Below are 20041 nucleotides of genomic sequence, written 5' to 3'. Positions count from 1 at the left end.
AAAATGAGCAAGCAATCCTTGATCCCCTCTGTCAGCAACAGCGCGCGCCGCCAGTGGCTGCGCGTGGCTGGCGCAAGTCTGGGCGCCGCAGGCCTGGGCACTATGGGTCTGCCCGCCCAGGCCCAGAGCTGGCCCAGTCGTCCCATCAAATGGGTGGTTCCCTATATGGCAGGTACCGGGCCGGACAATGCCGCGCGCATCATCTCCGAGGCGCTGGGCCAGCAACTGGGCCAGCCTGTGGTGATCGAAAACCGGCCCGGTGCAGGCGGCAACATTGGTGCCCGCCAGGTCGCTCGCGCCGCCGCAGACGGCTACACCTTGCTGTATTCAGGCTCGCCCATGGCAGCCGCCATGCGCATGTACAAAAACCCGGGCTTTGAGGTATTCAAGGATTTCAGGCATGTGATGGGCATGTCCCGCTCGGACATTCTGCTCGTGGTCCACCCCGGCTCCGGACTGCGCAGCCTGGCCGACCTGATCGCCGCCAGCAAATCCCGCGATATCGACTACGCCTCTGGCGGTGTGGGCACGCCGTCGCACCTGGGGGTGGAGCTGCTGCTCTCGGCGCTGCAGATCAAGGCCACGCATGTGCCTTACAAGGGGGCATCCGACCTGGTCAATGCAGTGCTCGGACAGCAGGTGGTGTTTGCGGCCCCTATCTTTTCCGTCGCCTACCCCCATGTGCAGGCCGGCAGGCTGATACCGCTGGCAGTCGCTGGCGAGCAACGCAACGACAAGCTGCCCCAGGTCCCCACGCTGGAGGAAACCGGCGTGAAGAACGTACATCTGAGCTCCTGGGGCGGCCTGTCCGTGCCCAGGGACACGCCGCAAGCCGTCACCACCAGGCTCAGCACCGCCATGGATGCGGTGCTGAGCCAGCCCAAGGTACGCCAGATGCTGGAGATGGATGGCGGCAAGGTGCAGATTCTGGACTCCGCTGCCTATACCCAGGCGTTCGAGCACGAGCTGAAATTTACCGAAACCATGATGAAGCGCATAGGGCTTCAAGCGGTATGAAGACTCAGACTGAGCCGACGTGACCGGGGCACGCTGCAGCCTGCTCAATCCCGCAAGCTCCTGGGTCTGCGGGCATTCGCGGATAATCGGCCCCAGTCATGATCAGTCTCAAGAACATCACGCTGCGCCGCGGCACCAAAGTCCTGCTCGACCAAGTCAGCACCACCATCAACCCGGGAGAGTCCGTTGGCCTTGTCGGCCGCAACGGTGCGGGCAAGTCCAGCCTGTTCGCCCTGCTCAACGGCAGCATCAGCGAAGACGGCGGTGATTTTTTCATCCCTCCTCAGTGGCGCATGGCACAGGTAGCCCAGCACATGCCGGAAACCGACGAATCTGCCACCCGGTTCGTACTGGATGGCGACACCCGTCTGGCCGAGCTGAACGCCCAGTTGGCTGCCGCCGAAGCCTCCGGCGATGGTATGGAAATCGCCCAAGCCTATGTGGATCTGGCCGATGCCGGTGCACATGATGCGGAATCGCGCGCGCAAGCCCTGATTCTGGGCCTGGGCTTCAAGGTCTCCGAGCTGGATCACCCCGTCAACAGCTTCTCGGGCGGCTGGCGCATGCGCCTGCAACTGGCCCGTGCACTGATGGCCCCAAGCGATCTTCTGCTGCTGGACGAACCCACCAACCACTTGGACCTGGATGCCCTGGTCTGGCTGGAGGCCTGGCTCAAGCGCTATAGCGGCACGATGATCGTCATCAGCCACGACCGCGAATTTCTGGACGCCATCACCAACGTCACACTGCAGATCCAGGGCGGGCAGATCAACCGCTACGGCGGCAATTACTCGCGCTTTGAAGAGCTGCGCGCCCAGCAGCTGGAGCTGCAGGCGGCCAGCTTTGCCAAGCAGCAGGAAAAAATGGCTCACCTGCAGAAGTTCATTGACCGCTTCAAGGCCAAGGCCAGCAAGGCCAAGCAGGCACAAAGCCGGGTCAAACAACTCGAGCGCATGGAAAAGATCGGGCCGGTGCTGGCAGAAGCCGAGTTCACCTTTGAATTCAAGGAACCCGCCAATCTGCCCAACCCGATGCTGGCGATTACCGATGCCAGCTTCGGCTATGAAGACGAAGACGGCAAGCAGACCACCATCTTGCGGGGCGTCAACCGCTCCGTGCTGGCAGGCCAGCGCATCGGCATTCTGGGGGCCAACGGACAGGGTAAATCGACCCTGGTCAAGACCATCGCCCGCGAGATGAAGGCGCTGGCCGGAACCGTCACCGAAGGCAAGGGCCTCAATATCGGCTACTTTGCCCAGCAGGAACTGGACGTGCTGCGTCCCGGCGAGAACCCGCTGGAGCACATGGCACGTCTGGCCAGGGAACTCGGCGCTGCCGCACCTGCAGCCAGCCGCGAGCAGGACTTGCGCAACTGGCTGGGCACTTTCAACTTCAGCGGCGACATGGTCAAACAATCTGTGGGCAGCATGAGCGGCGGCGAAAAAGCCCGCCTGGTGCTGGCCATGATCGTCTGGCAACGCCCCAATCTGCTGCTGCTGGACGAGCCTACCAACCACCTGGACCTGGCCACCCGCGAAGCGTTGGCCATGGCGCTCAACGACTTTGACGGCACCGTGATGCTGGTCTCCCACGACCGCCACCTGCTGCGCGCCGTATGTGAAGACTTCTGGATGGTGGGCCGCGGCGTTGTCGGCCCCTTCGATGGCGACCTGGACGACTACCAGCGCTATCTGCTGGAAGAGTCCAAGCGCCTGCGTGAAGAAGCACGCAATGCCGAACAGCAGGCCGCTAGCACGCCAAAGATGCAAACTCCGGAAGAAATCAAGCCAAATCCGCCTGAAGTCATTGTGACAAAAGCGCCAGATGCCCCTAAATTGGAAGCATTTAGCGACACCGCAGCCGACCCTAGGGAAGCCCGACGCCTGGCTGCTGCAGCGCGTCAGCAACTGGCCGAAAAGACCAAGCCTTTCAAGAAAGAGCTGGAACAGATCGACAAGACGCTGCCCAAGCTCAATGCCCAGCGCAGCGCGCTGGAAGAAAAGCTGGCCACACCCGGCCTGTCCGGTGGCGATATCGTGGAAGCCGGCAAGCAGCTCAGTGCCGTCAACGCTGAAATCGATCAACTGGAAGAGCGCTGGCTGGAGCTTTCGGAGCAGATCGAAGCCCTGTCCACCGAAACCTGCTGAGACCGTAAAGCAAGCCCTGCCATTGCCCAGCATTGGCAGGGCGCTATTCATTTTGAAGATGTACAGCGCCTGCTGACAACATCAGCAAACGTGAGTTGCATTTTCTTGCGCTGTTGATTCAGCTTCTTGTCAACCTACAGTTCAGGCCAGGCGTTGAACACGCAAAGGAGTGAACTGCAATGACCACCACTGTTACCGACACCGCCCAAGCCCAGCCTGCGAAGGCAGCAGCAGCTATGTCTCTGATGGCCTGGCCCTGGGATGAGCGCGATCGCAAGCGTGTCCCCGCATTTGCAGCCTGATCATCACTGGATAAAAAAACAGGTAAAAAATTTCCAAAAAGCTGTCAACGAGCTGAATCCATCAGACGTTAAACAGACATACAGGAGAGATTCCCATGCAAACCACGAACATCATGTCCATCTGGCCCGAAGACGAACGCGATCGCAAGCGCTAAGCGCTCGCCGCGCAGCACTGTGCAGACCAAAGCGCAGTGTGTTGCAGCCAGGTGCCCGGGCAGTCGGCACTGATAGGCCAAAAAACCTACAAGCCTTACTGCCCCACGCTCAACCAGTCGCTTTGCGAAACGGCACAGAAACTCAAGACCCGCATGATTGATCTCTGCGGGTTTTGTCATTTGAGCATCGTCCCGCTCTTTGCCCACAGGCTTGCAGAGAAAAGCAGCAGACATGAAAAAAGGAGCCGAAGCTCCTTTTTGCCAAATGCCTGAAAAGGCTTAGTGCATGTGCAGTCCGCCGTTGACGGCAAAGTCCGCACCTGTGGAGTAGCTGCCCTCTTCGGAAGCCAGCCAGGAGATGATGGAAGCGATCTCGCTGGGCTCGCCCAGACGCTTGACGGGCACGCCCGCCACGATCTTTTCCAGCACATCAGGGCGGATGGCCTTGACCATATCAGTGCCGATATAGCCTGGGCTGACCGTATTCACGGTCACGCCCTTGGCGGCCATCTCTTGCGCCAGTGCCATGGTAAAGCCATGCATACCCGCCTTGGCAGCCGAGTAGTTGGTCTGACCGGCCTGGCCCTTGGCGCCGTTGACCGAGCTGATGTTGATGATGCGACCCCAGCCCTTTTCCACCATGTCTGCCACCACCTGCTTGGTGACGTTGAACATGGAGTTGAGGTTGGTTTCGATAACCGACTTCCAGTCGTCCGGCGTCATCTTGACGAACATGCGGTCGCGGGTGATACCCGCGTTGTTCACCAGCACATCGATGCTGCCGTGCTCCGCCTTGGTCCGGTTGAAAGCTTCTACGGTGGATTCCCAGTCCCCCACATTGCCGACCGAGGCATAAAACGTGAAACCCAATTGCGCCTGCTCGTCCAGCCACTTGCGGTAGTCGCGCGATGGTCCACAACCCGCGATCACCTTGAAGCCATCCTTATGCAAACGCTGGCAGATTGCGGTACCGATACCGCCCATGCCTCCCGTGACGTACGCTACTTTCTGACCCATTCATCTCTCCTGTCAATCAATGGTTATTTCACGATCACACTATCAACGATAAACATTCTTAGAGATTGCTTATCGTTTTGAACGCCACACACCCTGCACGCTGGCCATGCCAGTATGCAATCGAGTAGGTCCGAATGAACCCGCTTTCGCCGTGGTTTACCTCGTGATCTTCCCTAGGGTCGATGAGAGGCTGGCTTCAGCGGGCTTCCCAGACTGCACCGGTCTTCAGGAGCACCGGAGCAGTCTGCAACCCTGAAGCCTCAGCAGGCTTCCACAGCCATAGCAACACCCATGCCACCGCCGATGCACAGGCCGGCCAGGCCCTTCTTGGCACCGCTGCGCTGCATTTCATGCAGCAGCGTCACCAGAATGCGGCAGCCCGATGCACCGATGGGGTGACCGATGGCAATGGCGCCGCCGTTGACGTTGACCTTGGCGGTGTCAATGCCCAGATCCTGGTTCACAGCACAGGCCTGTGCCGCAAAGGCTTCGTTGAGCTCGAACAGATCCACATCTGCAGCCTTCCAGCCGGCACGATCCAGTGCCTTGCGCGTGGCGTAGACGGGGCCCAGGCCCATGACCTCAGGAGCCAGGCCGCTGGTGGCGTAAGAGACGATCTTGGCCAGAGGCTTGAGGCCCAGAGCCTTGGCCTTGGCAGCCGTCATCACCACCACGGCAGCGGCTCCGTCGTTCAGACCGGAGGCATTGCCAGCCGTCACCGAACCGGCCTTGTCGAAAGCGGGCTTGAGGGTGGCGAGCACATCGGCATTGGTCTTGCGATTGACGTATTCGTCAGTGTCGAACACGATGGGATCACCCTTGCGCTGGGGAATGTTCACCGGAACGATTTCGTCCTTGAACTTGCCCGCATCCTGCGCGGCCGCAGCCTTTTGCTGGCTGGCCAGCGCCAGCGCATCCTGCTGCGCGCGGCTGACGTTCTTTTCCTTGGCTACGTTCTCGGCAGTGATGCCCATGTGGTACTGGTTGTAGACATCCCACAGACCGTCCACGATCATGGTGTCCACCATCTTCCAGTCACCCATGCGCTGACCGTCGCGCGAATTGGGCACTGCATGGGGCGACAGGCTCATGTTTTCCTGGCCGCCGGCGACCACGATTTCGCTGTCTCCGGTTGCCACGGCCTGAGCCGCCAGCATCACGGCCTTCAGGCCAGAGCCGCAGACGGCATTGATCGTCAGCGCAGGTGTCTCCTTGGCAATGCCGGCCGCCATCATGGCCTGACGCGCAGGGTTCTGTCCGGCCGCCGCCGTCAGCACCTGGCCCATGATGACTTCACCGACCTGGTCCTTGCCCACCTTGGCACGGGCCAGAGCCTCGGAAATCACGGTCGCACCCAGCTGGGTTGCAGGAATCTTGGCCAGAGAGCCGCCGAACTTGCCGACCGCCGTACGCACGGCGGAAACGATAACGATGTCTTCCATTGCTGACGAACCTTTCTAGGTTTCTTACAAGTGATGCATGCGTGCGGGTCGCATCCTGTTCATCGTGCCACCCGACGCTTCCTACCACAGTGCAAGCCTTGCTTGCTGCACCGCAATATGGAACTGATTGTGCCTCAGGCCTCGCTCAGGCTTTTGACAGAACGTAGCGACCCGGTGCATCTTCGATGGCGGCATAGGCGCGCGCACGGCCATAGCTCCTGGGAGCCGCCAGCTGCTTGCCTGCATGGCTTCCGAGCCAGGCGCTCCAGTCCGTCCACCAGCTGCCCGGATACTCCGTGGCCTCGGCCAGCCAATCGTTGAATGCCTCAGGAAACTGGCCATCCTCACGCAGCCAGTGGCTGCGCTTGTTCTTGGCCGGAGGATTGATGACGCCGGCGATATGGCCGGAGGCCCCCATCACGAAACGAAGCTCACCACCCAGCACCTGTGAGGAGGCATAGGCTGCACCGACAGGAACGATGTGGTCCTCGCGCGAGCCGTAGATATAGACCGGCATCTTGAGCTGGCTCATGTCGATCTTCTCGCCGCACACGGTCAGCACGCCGGGCTTGATCAGATTGTTTTCGAGGTAGAGATTGCGCAGATACCAGGCGTAGAACGGGCCGGGCAGATTGGTCGAGTCACTGTTCCAGTAAAGCAGATCGAAGGGCGGCGGCGTCTCGCCCTTGAGGTAGTTGCCCACCACATAGTTCCAGACCAGATCGTTCGGGCGCAGAAAGCTGAAGGTGGATGCCATGTCCTGGCCCTTCATCAGCCCGCCTTTGCCCATCTGCATCTCGCGCAGACGCACCATGTTTTCATCGATGAAGATGTCCAGAATGCCGGTGTCGCGGAAGTCGATCAGCGTGGTCAGAAGCGTCATGCTGGCCACGGGGAAAGGCTGGGCCGGCGTCTTGACCGCAGCAGCCGTCCTGCTGCTGGACTTGGCTGCCGCAGCGCGGCTGCGTGCAGGCTTGGCGGCTGGTAGCTCTCCGTGCTCGCGGGCGTGGCGTGCGGCCAGCACCGCCATGGCCGTGGAGACCATGGTGCCGCCCACGCAGAAACCCAGCACATTGATCTGCGGCGCCTCGCAGATATCCTGAACCGTACTCACTGCCTTGAGTACGCCATCTTCGATGTAGTCATCCCAGCTCTTGTGACCCAGGCTTTCGTCTGGATTGCGCCAACTGACCACAAAGGTGCGATGTCCCTGGCTGACGGCATAGCGAATGACGGAGTTGTCCGGCTGCAGGTCCAGAATGTAGAACTTGTTGATGCAGGGCGGCACCATCAGAAAAGGCTTCTCGAATACCTTGGCAGTCAGCGGCTTGTATTCGATGAGCTGGAACAGCTCGTTCTCGAAAACCACCGCGCCTTCGGTGGTCGCCACGTTCTTGCCCACGGTGAACAGGCTCTCGTCGGTCATGGAGACATGACCCTGGCGCATGTCGGCCAGCAGATTGGCAATGCCCTGAGCCAGGCTCTCGCCCTTGGTTTCCACGACCTTGTTGAGCGCATCGGCGTTCAGCGCCAGAAAATTGCTGGGCGCCATGGCCGCCACCCATTGCTCGACCGCAAAACGCACGCGATTGCGTGTTTTCTCATCACCCTGCACCGCCTCGGCCATACCGGTCAGCATGCGACTGCCCAGCAGGTAGTTGGCTGCAGCCATCGATGCAACGGGATTGGCGCTCCATTCGGGCTTGGCGAAGCGCTTGTCCTTGGCCAGCAGGTCCTGAACCTGCTTGGCATCCGCCAGCGACTGCACGGACTGCAGGTATTCCCGCTGCAACCCCTGCAGCTTGGGAGCATCGAACTGAACCGTCTGAGCCGAGCCGGCCGCCACCTGGGGCATGGCCGATTGCATAGCCTCCATGATGGAAGCCCAGGGGTTGGGTGCAGCGCCCAGACCCGGCATGGCGCTGAGCCCCATGGGAGCACCGGACTGCATCTGCTGAAGCGTCTGGAGGCTCTTGCCCCACTGCTCCTGCCAGAATTGTTGAATGGATTGGCCAGCCTGGCCCCAGCTCGGGTCAAAATTCATGCTTACATCCTAGTCAAGGCAAGCGACCGGCGATCTCAGGGTCTGGGGACGCTTGCGGAATCTGCAATACGGCTCACACGGCGGCATTGTCACCTATGTGCCAGGCAGTTCCGACAAGAAGCGACTTCATTTCGCCGTTATGAAGCTGTTTTGACACAAAACAACCCGGAGCCAGAATGCTTTCTGGCCCATTACAGAAGCACCATGTACCTTATTGCCATCGCCTGGATGTACGTTGTCGTGATGATGACGATCGCCGAGGCCGTCAGCCCCGGCGGCACCCTGCTGGGTGCATTTTTCACCTTTGTGCTCTATGGTCTGCTGCCGCTTTCCATCGTGCTCTACATACTGGGCACGCCGGCCAGAAAGCGCCGCCTCAAAGCCCGACAGGAACAGGAAGCACTAGCTGCAAAACAAGCGCCCCCCAGCCCAGGCTCAGGCGTCGCGCCAGATGCTGGCAGCCAGCCGCCCGCTGCCGCCCAGACGGACGGCGTCGCGCCGGTGCGAGAAGAAACGTGAAGCATTGCTGACCGTGCACCAGGGCAGACTGCCATCGTTGCCAAAGATTGCAGCAATGCCCAATGCAGCAAGCCGCTGACGTGCCAGCTGCGCCAGATCGGCCAGATATTTGGTGCTGCTGCCCGCTACAGGCACAAAGTGTCGTGCCGCATCGGCATCATGCGCCATGAAGATATCGCGCACCTCGGAGCCCACCTCGAAGGACTCGGGACCTATGCACGGGCCTAGCCAGGCCTGGGTGCGAGCAGCAATGCGGGACGGCTTCATGTCGGCCGCTGAAAGCGATTGCTGCGCCTGTACTTTGCGGGAAAAAGACTCGAAAAGCATCTCCAGCACACCGCCGGGCAGCGGTCCCTCTGACGGCTGTCTGCCGGGCGGCATGCCGGCCAGACCGCGCCAGCCCGCATGGGCCGCGCCCACGACCAGCCCCGAATCATGGGCCAGCAACACGGGCAGACAGTCCGCTACCATGACGGTGCAGACCACGCCAGCATCGTCGGTCACACACGCGTCGAAAGCTGCACCATTGGACTCGAGCACATTGCCGGCATCCAGCTCCAGCACATCCACGCCATGCACCTGCTGCAGGAACGCCGTGCAGGCACCGGGGGTGCGGGCCTGCAGCGCCGCGTTGAACAGTTCACGGTTGCGGCTCACGTGTGCGGGGTTGTCGCTCACATGGTCGCCCAGGTTCATGCTGCCCCAGGGTGCCTGACTGACGCCGCCCTCGCGCGAGGTGCAGATGGCATGCACGCCGGGCAGAGCCGGCCAGTCCGGAACCAGCCAGGAGTCGGGCCAGAGCTCCGGCGGACCCGGCCGATAGGTCTCGCTCATGGCACCCTCTTCACTCTGCATCCGGACAGGCCGAAGGATGGGCCAGTTGAAAGGCAGGCAAGGCGTTGCAGCGCGCTGCCACGTCCATCAGGCGCGGCAGCGCATCGAGACTCACATTGAAGCGCTGGGCGTTGTAGATCTGCGGCACCAGACAGCATTCGGCCAGCGTGGGGGTGTCGCCCCAGCAAAACGTCGAAGGCGGCAGACCTGAAACCTTGCGTTCGGCATCCAGCAGCGCCAGCTGACGCTCGAAGGCTTCGAGGCCCGAACGTACCCAGTGTGCGTACCAGCCATTCTTGGCCTCGTCGCTGACGCCCATCTGGTGCACCAGGTACTTGAGCACGCGCAGGTTGTTGAGCGGATGGATATCGCAAGCCACCATCTGCGCCAAGGCGCGCACATGGGCACGGCCCAGTGCATCGCTGGGCAGCAATGGTGTTTCAGCATGGGTCTCATCGAGATATTCGATGATGGCCATGGACTGCGTGAGCCAGTGCCCCTCATCCGTCACCAGTGCGGGCACCAGCGGGTCACCCACGTGGGAGGCATAGGCCGCAGCCTTTTGTTCGCCGCGCACAAGATGCACGGGCACGGAATCGTAGGGCAGCCCCTTGAGTTGCAGCGCAATGCGCACACGGTAAGAGGCGGAAGAGCGGAAATAGGTATGCAGCTTCATGATGCGAGCAGCATAGCGCGAGCCGAGCGGACTGGCATTTTCCCTAGGGCCGGAATACGTAAAAGCCGTCATGCGCCATGCCGTCTCCGGGCCTGCATCGTGGCACACTGCTTGCCACATCAACCATTGCTGATTTCAGCGCGTGTTCCTGCCGAGGACTTCATGAGTTACGTGTTCAATCCCCCTGCCGTTGCCAGCCTGCCTGTTGTGGGCCGTGGCGAGCGCTTTCCCATTCACCGCATCTACTGCGTGGGCCGCAACTATGAGGATCACGCCAAGGAAATGGGTTTTACCGGCCGCGAACCGCCGTTCTTCTTCATGAAGCCAGCGGACGCGACCGTGGCAGTGGAAGCTGGCAGCACCACCACAGTGGCCTATCCCACGCTGACCCAGAATCTGCACCATGAGATCGAGCTGGTCGTCGCCATCGGCAAGGCCGGCAAGAACATCAAGGCAGCCGAGGCACTGCAGTACATCTACGGCTATGCCGTGGGTCTGGACATGACACGTCGCGACCTGCAAAACGACATGAAGAAGCAAGGCCGCCCCTGGTGTATCGGCAAGGCTTTCGAGCAATCGGCCCCCATTGGCCCCATCACGCCGGCCGATCAGGCGGGAGACATCGTCAACGCCGAGATTTCACTGCAGGTCAATGGTGACTATCGCCAGCGCAGCCACATCCACAAGCTGATCTGGAATATCACCGAAACCATTGAGCATCTCTCCAGCGCCTGGGAGCTGCAGCCCGGAGATCTGATCATGACCGGCACCCCTGAGGGCGTGGCCGCCGTGGTCAAAGGCGATGTGCTGGAAGGCGCAGTCAGCGGACTTGAATCGATCAAGATCCAGATCGCCTGAAAATCCTTGGCGCACAGGCAGTTAGCGCCGACCAGGTACTCGGGGCGTCACGCTGCAATCAGGGTGCGACTCCCTTTTTCATAGCTGATTGCGCATGTTGTACCTGCGCTAGCAGCCTGATTTGCTTATAGTTGCGAAATGATTTTTCGCAGCCCCATCAAGTTCTGCCGCAATTGCGGCACCGCAGTCACCTACCGCGTTCCTGACGATGGGGATACCCGCGAGCGTGCAGTTTGCCCGGCCTGCCACACGATCCACTATGAAAACCCGCTCAATGTGGTCGGCACCCTGCCCGTGACGGACGACGGACGCGTGCTGCTGTGCAAGCGCAATATCGAGCCGCGCCGCGGAAAATGGACGCTGCCTGCAGGCTTCATGGAGCTGGCCGAAACCACCAGCCGCGGGGCCCAGCGCGAAACCGACGAGGAAGCCGGAGCCGACATCGAGCTGGGCAGGCTGTTCAGTCTCATCAACGTGCCCCAGGTCGGACAGGTCCATCTCTTCTATCTGGCCCGCCTCAGAAGCACCCAGTTCTACCCCGGCCCCGAGACCATGGAGGCCCAGTTGTTTGCCGAGGCAGACATCCCCTGGGAAGAAATCGCGTTTCGCACTGTCAAGCTCACCCTGGAGCGCTTCTTTGCCGACCGCAGGGCCGGCGTGCTGGAGCAGCCGCAGGTGCACTGCCTAGACCTGATCTGAGCTGCCAGACTGACTACCCACTTTCTCACATGAATCGCCGCTCTATCTTGGGGGGACAGAGGAAGTTGTCCGACGCCAGGCTCACTTCTACAGGCCAAAAATTACCAATAAATACAAATTGCGTGTGAACTGACATACCTCCTGCGCAATGCTGTGAAAAGTCGAGCATGAGAGCGGGCATCGCGACGGACTTCTGATCGCCAGCAGAACGGCGTCTGCTGGCTGTTTCGTACCCGTGCGTCTTGCGGATGCCCTCACTCATGCATCTACAGTCTATTTACTGGATGAGGCGTCATGAAGGCATCTTTGAGCCCCGCACTGAAGTCTCAACAATTGCTGCAGCGCGTCTGGGCCTTTGCGCTGCTGGTCCTGATTCTGATGCTCAGTGCCAGCTGCAGCCTGTACCTGCTCTCGGCCGTGCGCGCCTTCGTCAACGGAGAAAGCCTCTGGTCCAAGGCCCAGAAGGATGCGATCTACTCGCTGTCCCGCTATGCCGACGAAGGCAATCCAGTGGACTTCGCCCACTACCAGCGGGCCTTGCTGGTGCCCCGTGGCGATGCCGAGGCACGTATTGCCCTCTACGACAAGCCTCTGCGCCTGGACCTGGCGCGCAAAGGCATAGAGCAAGGCCAGAACCACCCCGACGATGTCAGCTCCCTCATCTGGCTGCTGCGCACGTTCCGCTACTTCAGTTGGGTGCAGGAGCCCGTGGCGTACTGGAAGATGGGAGATGAATACCTGAACCAGCTCGATACATTGGCCCAGGAAATCCGGCATGGATACGAAGTCGGCAACATCAGCCGCGAAAACATTGCCACCTGGAAGCGCGAGATCGACCTGATCAACCAGGGCGTGACGGCATTAACCAAGGCATTCAGCGACTCTCTGGGCCAGAGCTCGCGCAACATCGTCTGGCTGCTGCTCGCGCTCAACGGTGCCCTGGCCATCGGACTGGTGAGCCTGTGGGTCTGGAACACCTGGCGGCTGATCCTGCAGCGAGAGCAGGTTCAAGACGGCCTGAACAGTGAGAAAGAGCGCGCGGAGACCACGCTCGCAGCGCTTAGCGATGCGGTCATCACCACCAATGCCAAAGGCCGGATCAACTACGTCAACCCCGCCGCCATAGGCCTGCTGGGTCTGCAAAAGCAAAGCTATCTGGACAAGCCCATCAAGCAGGTGCTGCAGTTCTACACCATGGACGCCTCCATCACCAGCGAAGGCCTGCTAGCCCAGCTGGTCAGCGAAACCAAGGAAAGCACCGTCGTGCGTGATGAACAAACGCACTGGGTGCGCCGCACCGACCACAGCATCGTGCCGGTCAAGGTACTGGGCTCCGCCATGCAGCGTGAGGGTGAGACATCAGGCGCCGTCTTCGTGCTGCGCGACGTATCGCGCGAGCAGCAATACATGGATCAGATCTCCTGGAACGCGCGCCACGACACGCTGACAGGGCTGGAAAACCGCGGCGAGTTCGAGCGCAGACTGCAGAAAATGCTGACCCAGGGCCTGCATCAGGTCAAGCCCTACGCCCTGCTGTACATCGACCTGGACCAGTTCAAGCTCATCAACGAAACCAGTGGCCATGCCGCCGGTGATGAAGTGCTGTGTGAAGTCTCTCGCATGCTGCAAGCCAATCTGCGCGAAACCGATTGCCTGGCACGCATGGGCGGCGACGAGTTTGCGGTGCTGCTGGAGAACTGCCCTCCTTCCAACGTCGCGAGCATTGCCGAGAAGCTGCGTCTGGCAGCCCAGCAACTGCAAACCACCTGGGGAGAGAAGATATTGCGCACCGGCTTTTCGATCGGTGCCGTGCATGTTCCCGGTGATGCGGTCAATGCCTCCGATCTGCTGCGCATGGTCGATATGGCCTGCTATCAGGCCAAGGAGCGCGGGCGCAACAAGGTCTTTTTCTACAAGGCCGAGGACGGAATCTACAGCCGCTATGTCAGCGAGATGGAATGGGCCACACGCATTCGCAGCGCACTGGACGAAGAGCGCTTTTGCCTCTATGCCCAGAGCATTGCACCGCTGCAGGCCCAAAAGAACAGCCGCCACAGCGGCATGCACTTCGAAGTCCTGCTGCGCCTGCGCGATGAAAATGGCCAGATCCTGGCCCCGGGAAATTTCATACCCGCCGCCGAGCGCTACGGTCTGATGCCATCGCTTGACCGCTGGGTGATCTCCCGGGCCCTGCAGACACTGGCGCAGCAGCCTGGACACGCCAAGCTGGTGGAAACCTGCGCCATCAATCTCTCCGGTCCCAGCCTGGACGACGACGGCCTGCTGGAATTTGTGAGGGAGCAGTTGCAGCAGCACGCCATTGCGCCGCAAAAGCTATGTTTCGAAATCACCGAAACCAGCGCCATTGGCAATCTCAGCAATGCCACACGGCTGATTCAGTCGCTGCGCGCCCTGGGTTGCCGTTTTGCCCTGGACGACTTCGGCGTCGGCATGTCGTCGCTGACCTACCTGAAGCAGTTGCCCGTCGACTATCTCAAGATCGACGGCGGCTTTGTGCGCGACATGCTCAAGGACAAGGGAGACCACGCCATGGTGGAGATGATCAATCGCATCGGCCAGACCCTGGGCAAGAAGACCATTGCAGAGTTTGTCGAGAGCCGCGAGATCGCCGAGGAACTCATGGCCATGGGCGTGGACTATGTCCAAGGCTACGCCATCGCCCGTCCCAAACCCATGACGGCCGAATACTTTGCCCCCACGCAGGAAAACCAGCTGCCGCAGTGGTGCGCCTCGCTGGCCATAGGCTGAAAAGCTCGCATATCCACACAAAAAACGACGCATCAAGCGTCGTTTTTTTTGACTGCAATCAGACTGATGCCATCAACGGGACTTGCGCGAACCCTGGCCCGCTGGCTTGGCGGGTCTCGCCGCCGTCTTGAAGCCGGGCTTGGCCTTGCCAGTCACACCAGCGCGCGGCGGCAGGCCGGTATGCTGGGTCAGCAGCTTGCCCGGTTGCGGCTGGCTGCTGCGAAAGCGCACATCGCCCTTGGGCTCCAGGCTCGCCTCTTCGCTGCGGCGTCGCACGGCCACGGCCTTGCCATCCTTGTTGGTGGTGTAGCCGATGCCGCCAGCCGCCTTGGACGAGGTGCTGTTTTTCTTGCGGGCACTCTGATAGCTGCCGTCGACCAGAGGCTGGAAGGTCGGGATCAGGTGCTGCTTGCCGTTGCCGATCAGATCGGCGCGTCCCATGGTCTTGAGCGCCTCGCGCAGCAGCGGCCAATTGTTCGGGTCGTGATAGCGCAGGAAAGCCTTGTGCAGACGGCGGCGCTTTTCACCGCGCACGATATCTACACGCTCTTCGGCCTCGTCCCGCATCTGACGGCGCACCTTGGTCAGCGTGTTGCGACCGCTGTGGTACATGGCAGTGGCCGTGGCCATGGGGCTCGGGTAGAAGGTCTGCACCTGATCGGCGCGGAAGCCGTTCTTCTTGAGCCAGATGGCCAGATTCATCATGTCTTCATCGCTGGTGCCGGGGTGGGCGGCAATGAAGTAGGGAATCAGAAACTGCTTCTTGCCGGCTTCCTCGCTGAACTTCTCGAACAGCTGCTTGAACTTGTCATAGCTGCCGATGCCCGGCTTCATCATCTTGGTCAGCGGGCCTTGCTCGGTATGCTCGGGGGCGATCTTGAGATAGCCGCCCACATGGTGCTGGACCAGCTCCTTGACATACTCGGGCGACTTGACGGCCAGGTCGTAACGCAGGCCGGAGCCGATCAGAATCTTCTTGATGCCTGGCAGCTTGCGCGCGCGGCGGTAGATCTTGATCAGCGGCCCGTGGTCGGTGTGCAGGTTCTGGCAGATGCCGGGGAAGACACAGCTGGGCTTGCGGCAGGCCGCTTCGATCTGCGGACTCTTGCAGCCCAGGCGGTACATATTGGCCGTGGGTCCGCCCAGGTCGGAGATGGTGCCGGTAAAGCCCTTGACCTTGTCGCGGATCTCTTCGAGCTCCTGGATGATGGAATCTTCCGAGCGGCTCTGGATGATGCGGCCCTCGTGCTCGGTGATGGAGCAGAAGGTGCAGCCGCCGAAGCAGCCGCGCATGATGTTCACCGAGGTGCGAATCATCTCCCAGGCAGGAATCTTGGTCTCGCCCTCATGGCTGCCGCTTTCGTCGGCATAGGCAGGGTGCGGGCTGCGCGCGTACGGCAGGCCGAAGACCCAGTCCATCTCGGCCGTTGTAAGAGGAATGGGCGGCGGATTCATCCACACATCGCGGGCCGTGGTCCCCTCTCCGTGAGCCTGCACCAGCGCGCGCGCGTTGCCGGGGTTGGTTTCCAGGTGCAGCACGCGATTGGCGTGCGCGTACAGAATCGGATCGCTCTTGACCTCTTCGTAGCTGGGCAGGCGCAGCACGGTGCGATCGCGCGCAGGCAGCTTGGACTTGCTGCGCAGCGAGAGATTGGGCACGAACTGGATGGGCTGGGCCGCAATCGGCTGTACCGATGCCACGGATTTGGCATCATTTGCACCGCTGCCACAGGCCGCAGCTGTGCTGTCAGCGCCTGATTTCGCAGCATCTTCCTTGGAGCAGCTCTGGCCCTGGGCCTCGGCCTGCTCGCTGGTCGTCATATAGGGGTTGATATGGGGCTCGACCTCGCCGGGCTCGTCCACCGTGGTGGAATCGACCTCGAACCAGCCCTGCTCCGAAGCACGGCGAAAGAACGAAGTGCCGCGCACATCGGTGATCTGCTCCACCGGCTCGCGCGCCGCGATGCGGTGGGCCACCTCGACCAGGGCGCGCTCGGCATTGCCGTAGAGCAGGATGTCGCACTTGCTGTCCACCACGATGGAGCGGCGCACCTTGTCGCTCCAGTAGTCGTAGTGGGCAATGCGACGCAGCGAGCCCTCGATGCCGCCCAGCACGATCGGCACATCCTTGTAGGCCTCGCGGCAGCGCTGGCAGTAGACGATGGCCGCGCGATCGGGGCGCTTGCCGGCCACATCGCCGGGGGTATAGGCGTCGTCACTGCGAATCTTGCGATCAGCCGTGTAACGGTTGATCATCGAGTCCATGTTGCCAGCCGTCACGCCCCAAAACAGATTGGGCTTGCCCAGGGCCTTGAAGGCCTCGGCGCTGGTCCAGTCGGGCTGGGCGATGATGCCCACGCGAAAGCCTTGCGCCTCCAGCACCCGGCCGATGACCGCCATGCCGAAGCTGGGGTGATCGACATAGGCGTCGCCCGTGACCAGAATGATGTCGCAGCTGTCCCAGCCGAGCTGATCCATCTCCGCACGGCTCATGGGCAGGAACGGCGCCGGGCCGAAGCGCTTGGCCCAGTACGGCTTGTAGCTGGTCAGCGGTTTGGCATCGCGATGGAAAAAGGAGACATCAACCGGGGCGTTCATGTGGATGGGCTTTATATGGCCTCATGGCCTATGCGGAGAAAGAACCGGCCAGTGTACTTTTCCGCCCTCAGCCTTGCACGTGCAAGGTCTTGCGAAAACATGGCTGGAACTCTGAAACTCATAGCACCTAGCGCATTCCACAGAAGGAATTCAACATCAAACATGTCTTAAACCTATTATGGGCAAGCGCTAGATACTCATTTCTTCATAGCACCAGAATCCAGATAACGCGCCGACTCAGTCTTTCTCCTGCCTCGTCACAGCGCCGGTGGCAGGGTCCAGCCTGAGCTTCATGACCGTCTGATCGGCGCGCAGCATCTTGACCTTGTAGCTGGTCTTGCCCCAGTCCGAATCCAGCTGGGCCTCCAGCGGCTTGCCGGGCAAGGCGGCAATAGCTGCATCGACGGCCTGCACCAGCGTGATCCGGGCATCGGCCAGGCGCTTGACATGCTTGCCCTCGGCCCGGCCCTTGTTCTCCTCCACCGCCGCATCGCCCGTGCTGGCATTCACGCGCAGCTTGATTTCCTCATTCACGGGTGAGATCAGGGTGACCGAGTAATAAGGCGCAGCGCCTTTCTTGCCCTCTTCCAGCTCGATATCGATCGCTTTTCCGGGAGCTACGGCCTGGGCTTTTTCGACGGCCTGACTCAAGCCGATCTGCACGGCACCTGTCAAGGCCAGCCATTCGGCAGCCGACTTGGCCAGGGCCGAAGTCGCACTCAATCCACTCAGGCTCAGGGCTGCAGATAGCAGCAAGGTACGGGGACGCAATCTCATGGACCAATCCTCCTACAGTGACAGTGGTTCTAGTCTGCCTCGAATACGTGGCGCTGCCTTGTCGGATATCAAGCCCTATCGACTTGTTGAAAATCCATCTCGAACGGTTGATAGGCAAAGATTATCCGCTATGGAATCCGTGAATCAGCACGCAGAAAACCCGCCAGAACCAGGTCCGGGCGGGCCGGGATGACTGCCACGGACAGGCCTTTTGCTTACAGATCTTGCTGGGCCGCCGCAATCATTTCGCCAAACTGGCGGGCATCACCGAGCTGATTGGCGGCCAGCAGCGCCAGCTTGACCAGCAGCAGCTCGGACTTTTCCGCGCCCACGGCATCAATGGCGCCAGCCAGCAGGTCGTACACGGTCTCCAGACCTGCGATATCAAGAGTGGTTTGTGTCATTTGAATCTCTCCTCAGGCAGGCAAGGCTGCTTTGAATGCGGCTTGCAAACGATTGGCGTCCAGCGCCATCCAGCGCGCACAGACATGCTGATCGGGGCGCAGCAGATAGGCAGCACCATCGGCCATCACGCCATAGCGGGCGCGGCAGCGGCCTTCGCTGTCATCAAGCACCAGATCGGCACCTTCGATAGCGCTTGCAGCGTGGCTGCTGACGGCAACCAGGCGCACAGCAACGCCGCGAGCTCTGACGCCGGCCACGACCGCCTGCAGTTGGGCAGCAATCGCCTTGCCGCTCGTGAAATACAGCAGATCGAAGCCACCGCCCAGATGGTCGAGCAGATAGCTGTCCGGCGCAAAGCGCACGTTCAGAGGCGGCGCGCCATGGCCGGGGCCGGCCTTGAACAGCAGATTGTCGTCGCCCATGCTGTTGAGCGGCGAGTTGCCGTACTCATGCGGGCGCGAGGTGCGCCAGTGGTAGAGCGGGCCGACAAAGGACTGACTCAGCGACAGGGACAGCACGGCGTCGCGCAGCAGCCTGAAGCCTCTGCTGGGCGGTGCCATGAAACGCGTGCTCTTGCCGGCCTCCTCCACAATCTCGCGGGCCGCGCCCACGCGCTCGCTGCTGTAGCTTTGCAGCAGCGCAGCGCTGGCCACGCCCTTGGCAACGAGTGCCAGGCGCCAGCCCAGGCCCTGAGCATCCTGAAAACCCGTGTTGGCACCGCGCACGCCGAAGATGGGCAGCATATGGGCTGCATCGCCCGCAAAGATCACACGGCCATGCACATACTCGGGCAGGGTCAGCGCACGGGCCGAGTAGACGGAGCTCCAGTCCATCTCCCAGGGCGTGCCGCCAAAGCCGATCATCTCCAACTGCGCATCGATGCGCGCCTTCAGCGACTCGGGCCTGAGCGCATCCTCGGGGTCTTCGCCGGCAGGCAGCTGGTAGTCCACGCGCCAGATGCCATGCGGCTCGCGGTGCATGAGGATGGTGTTGCCCGGGTTCCATGCGGGATCGAAGAATGCGAGACGCTCGGTGGGCAAAGGCAGGTCGATGCGGATATCCGCAATGACGAAGCGGCCTTCGTAGGAAGCGCCTTCCATCAGCAGATTCATGCCGGTGCGAATCCCCGAGCGCGCACCGTCGCAGGCCACCAGCCAGTCGGCCCGCAACTCGTAGCTGCCTTCAGGGGTGTCCACCTCCAACCATGCCTGCTCGCACTTTTGCTCGACCTTGTTCACGCGGTTGCCCCAACGCAACTCGATCAGCGGGTTGGCCTGCACTGCATCGACCAGGTATTCCTCCAGGTACTGCTGCTGCAGATTGATCATGGGAAAGAAGCGGTCATCGTCGGCACGCGCGTTTTCCATGCGAAACACACGCTGGCCGCGGTAGATGCTGTTGCCGTAGCACCAGGGCAGTCCGGTCTCCGTCACACGCTGGGCCACGCCCACTTGCTGCAGGATTTCCATGGAGCGGCGCGTGAACACAATGGCGCGGCTTCCTTCGGACACCTGCAGCTCGGACTCGAGCACCACGCAGCGCTGGCCGTGGCGGGCAATCTCCAGCGCCGTGGTCAGTCCCACGGGGCCGGTGCCGACGATGACGATGGGGTGGTTTTGCTCTCCCGGATGCCGGGAGGCAAGCCAGGGCTGGTGCACCTGGTACTGGTAGTAGATGGAGCGGCGTGGCTCGGCATAGGGCTGATGCATGTTCTTGTCTCCTGGGGGCGCTGTGAGGTCAAACCAGTGCGCTTTCATCCCCTTTGCGGTCTGGCTTGCAATG

16 protein-coding genes are annotated in these 20041 nt (G+C 61.3%); 7 read left to right on the top strand and 9 right to left on the bottom strand.

Annotation, left to right across the window (positions count from 1 at the left end; genetic code table 11):
- The first annotated feature begins 3 nt into the window (after window positions 1-3).
- The 3 genes from QYQ99_RS25390 to QYQ99_RS25380 all read left to right on the top strand — a co-directional run bounded on the left by QYQ99_RS25390 (window position 4) and on the right by QYQ99_RS25380 (window position 3466).
- Window positions 4-1017 carry a Bug family tripartite tricarboxylate transporter substrate binding protein gene (locus QYQ99_RS25390; RefSeq protein WP_302090546.1) on the top strand — a complete coding sequence of 338 codons (1014 nt, stop codon included), beginning with the start codon at window positions 4-6 and terminating at the stop codon, window positions 1015-1017.
- Window positions 1018-1115: 98 nt separating this feature from the next.
- The gene (locus tag QYQ99_RS25385) at window positions 1116-3164 is read left to right on the top strand and encodes an ABC-F family ATP-binding cassette domain-containing protein (protein ID WP_302090545.1); all 2049 of its coding nucleotides are present in this window, start codon (window positions 1116-1118) and stop codon (window positions 3162-3164) included.
- Window positions 3165-3343: 179 nt separating this feature from the next.
- Window positions 3344-3466, top strand: a complete 123-nt coding sequence (locus QYQ99_RS25380) for a hypothetical protein (RefSeq protein ID WP_302090544.1) — start codon at window positions 3344-3346, stop codon at window positions 3464-3466.
- A gap of 434 nt (window positions 3467-3900) precedes the next feature.
- On the opposite strand, the gene phbB is transcribed toward QYQ99_RS25380, so the two are convergent.
- The 3 genes from phbB to QYQ99_RS25365 all read right to left on the bottom strand — a co-directional run bounded on the left by phbB (window position 3901) and on the right by QYQ99_RS25365 (window position 8124).
- Window positions 3901-4638 (bottom strand): acetoacetyl-CoA reductase, encoded by a 738-nt coding sequence (gene phbB, locus QYQ99_RS25375; RefSeq protein ID WP_302090543.1) that lies wholly within the window; start codon window positions 4636-4638, stop codon window positions 3901-3903.
- Window positions 4639-4898: 260 nt separating this feature from the next.
- Window positions 4899-6080 carry an acetyl-CoA C-acetyltransferase gene (locus QYQ99_RS25370; protein WP_302090542.1) on the bottom strand — a complete coding sequence of 394 codons (1182 nt, stop codon included), beginning with the start codon at window positions 6078-6080 and terminating at the stop codon, window positions 4899-4901.
- A gap of 145 nt (window positions 6081-6225) precedes the next feature.
- Complete coding sequence (locus tag QYQ99_RS25365) at window positions 6226-8124, bottom strand: PHA/PHB synthase family protein (protein ID WP_302090541.1); 1899 nt, start codon at window positions 8122-8124, stop codon at window positions 6226-6228.
- 204 nt (window positions 8125-8328) lie between these two features.
- Here QYQ99_RS25365 and QYQ99_RS25360 point away from each other — a divergent pair, with 204 nt between their 5' ends.
- Window positions 8329-8643, top strand: coding sequence for a hypothetical protein (locus QYQ99_RS25360; RefSeq protein WP_302090540.1), 315 nt, complete (start codon window positions 8329-8331; stop codon window positions 8641-8643).
- On the opposite strand, the gene QYQ99_RS25355 is transcribed toward QYQ99_RS25360, so the two are convergent.
- Window positions 8560-9477, bottom strand: a complete 918-nt coding sequence (locus QYQ99_RS25355) for a polyphenol oxidase family protein (RefSeq protein WP_302090539.1) — start codon at window positions 9475-9477, stop codon at window positions 8560-8562. The genes QYQ99_RS25360 and QYQ99_RS25355 overlap by 84 nt on opposite strands.
- Before the next feature lie 10 nt (window positions 9478-9487).
- A complete protein-coding gene (gene maiA, locus QYQ99_RS25350) occupies window positions 9488-10153 on the bottom strand; it encodes a maleylacetoacetate isomerase (RefSeq protein WP_302093269.1) in 666 nt (221 codons plus the stop codon).
- A gap of 162 nt (window positions 10154-10315) precedes the next feature.
- On the opposite strand from maiA, the gene QYQ99_RS25345 reads away from it, so the two are divergent.
- The 3 genes from QYQ99_RS25345 to QYQ99_RS25335 all read left to right on the top strand — a co-directional run bounded on the left by QYQ99_RS25345 (window position 10316) and on the right by QYQ99_RS25335 (window position 14479).
- The gene (locus QYQ99_RS25345) at window positions 10316-11011 is read left to right on the top strand and encodes a fumarylacetoacetate hydrolase family protein (protein ID WP_302090538.1); all 696 of its coding nucleotides are present in this window, start codon (window positions 10316-10318) and stop codon (window positions 11009-11011) included.
- A gap of 138 nt (window positions 11012-11149) precedes the next feature.
- Complete coding sequence (locus tag QYQ99_RS25340) at window positions 11150-11710, top strand: NUDIX hydrolase (RefSeq protein ID WP_302090537.1); 561 nt, start codon at window positions 11150-11152, stop codon at window positions 11708-11710.
- 294 nt (window positions 11711-12004) lie between these two features.
- Window positions 12005-14479, top strand: coding sequence for a putative bifunctional diguanylate cyclase/phosphodiesterase (locus tag QYQ99_RS25335; RefSeq protein ID WP_302090536.1), 2475 nt, complete (start codon window positions 12005-12007; stop codon window positions 14477-14479).
- 72 nt (window positions 14480-14551) lie between these two features.
- Here the strand turns inward: QYQ99_RS25335 and QYQ99_RS25330 are convergent, their stop codons facing one another.
- The 4 genes from QYQ99_RS25330 to QYQ99_RS25315 all read right to left on the bottom strand — a co-directional run bounded on the left by QYQ99_RS25330 (window position 14552) and on the right by QYQ99_RS25315 (window position 19968).
- Window positions 14552-17077, bottom strand: a complete 2526-nt coding sequence (locus QYQ99_RS25330; protein ID WP_302090535.1) for a YgiQ family radical SAM protein — start codon at window positions 17075-17077, stop codon at window positions 14552-14554.
- 237 nt (window positions 17078-17314) lie between these two features.
- Entirely contained in the window at window positions 17315-17854 is a 540-nt protein-coding gene (locus QYQ99_RS25325) for a PepSY domain-containing protein (RefSeq protein WP_302090534.1), read from the bottom strand.
- 215 nt (window positions 17855-18069) lie between these two features.
- Window positions 18070-18258 carry a DUF2783 domain-containing protein gene (locus QYQ99_RS25320; RefSeq protein ID WP_034366832.1) on the bottom strand — a complete coding sequence of 63 codons (189 nt, stop codon included), beginning with the start codon at window positions 18256-18258 and terminating at the stop codon, window positions 18070-18072.
- Between the two features lie 12 nt (window positions 18259-18270).
- Window positions 18271-19968, bottom strand: a complete 1698-nt coding sequence (locus tag QYQ99_RS25315; protein ID WP_302090533.1) for an FAD-dependent monooxygenase — start codon at window positions 19966-19968, stop codon at window positions 18271-18273.
- Window positions 19969-20041 lie beyond the last annotated feature (73 nt).

The organism is Comamonas testosteroni, from assembly GCF_030505195.1.
GTDB lineage: Bacteria > Pseudomonadota > Gammaproteobacteria > Burkholderiales > Burkholderiaceae_C > Comamonas > Comamonas testosteroni_G.
This window is presented reverse-complemented; position numbering and strand designations above follow the sequence as displayed.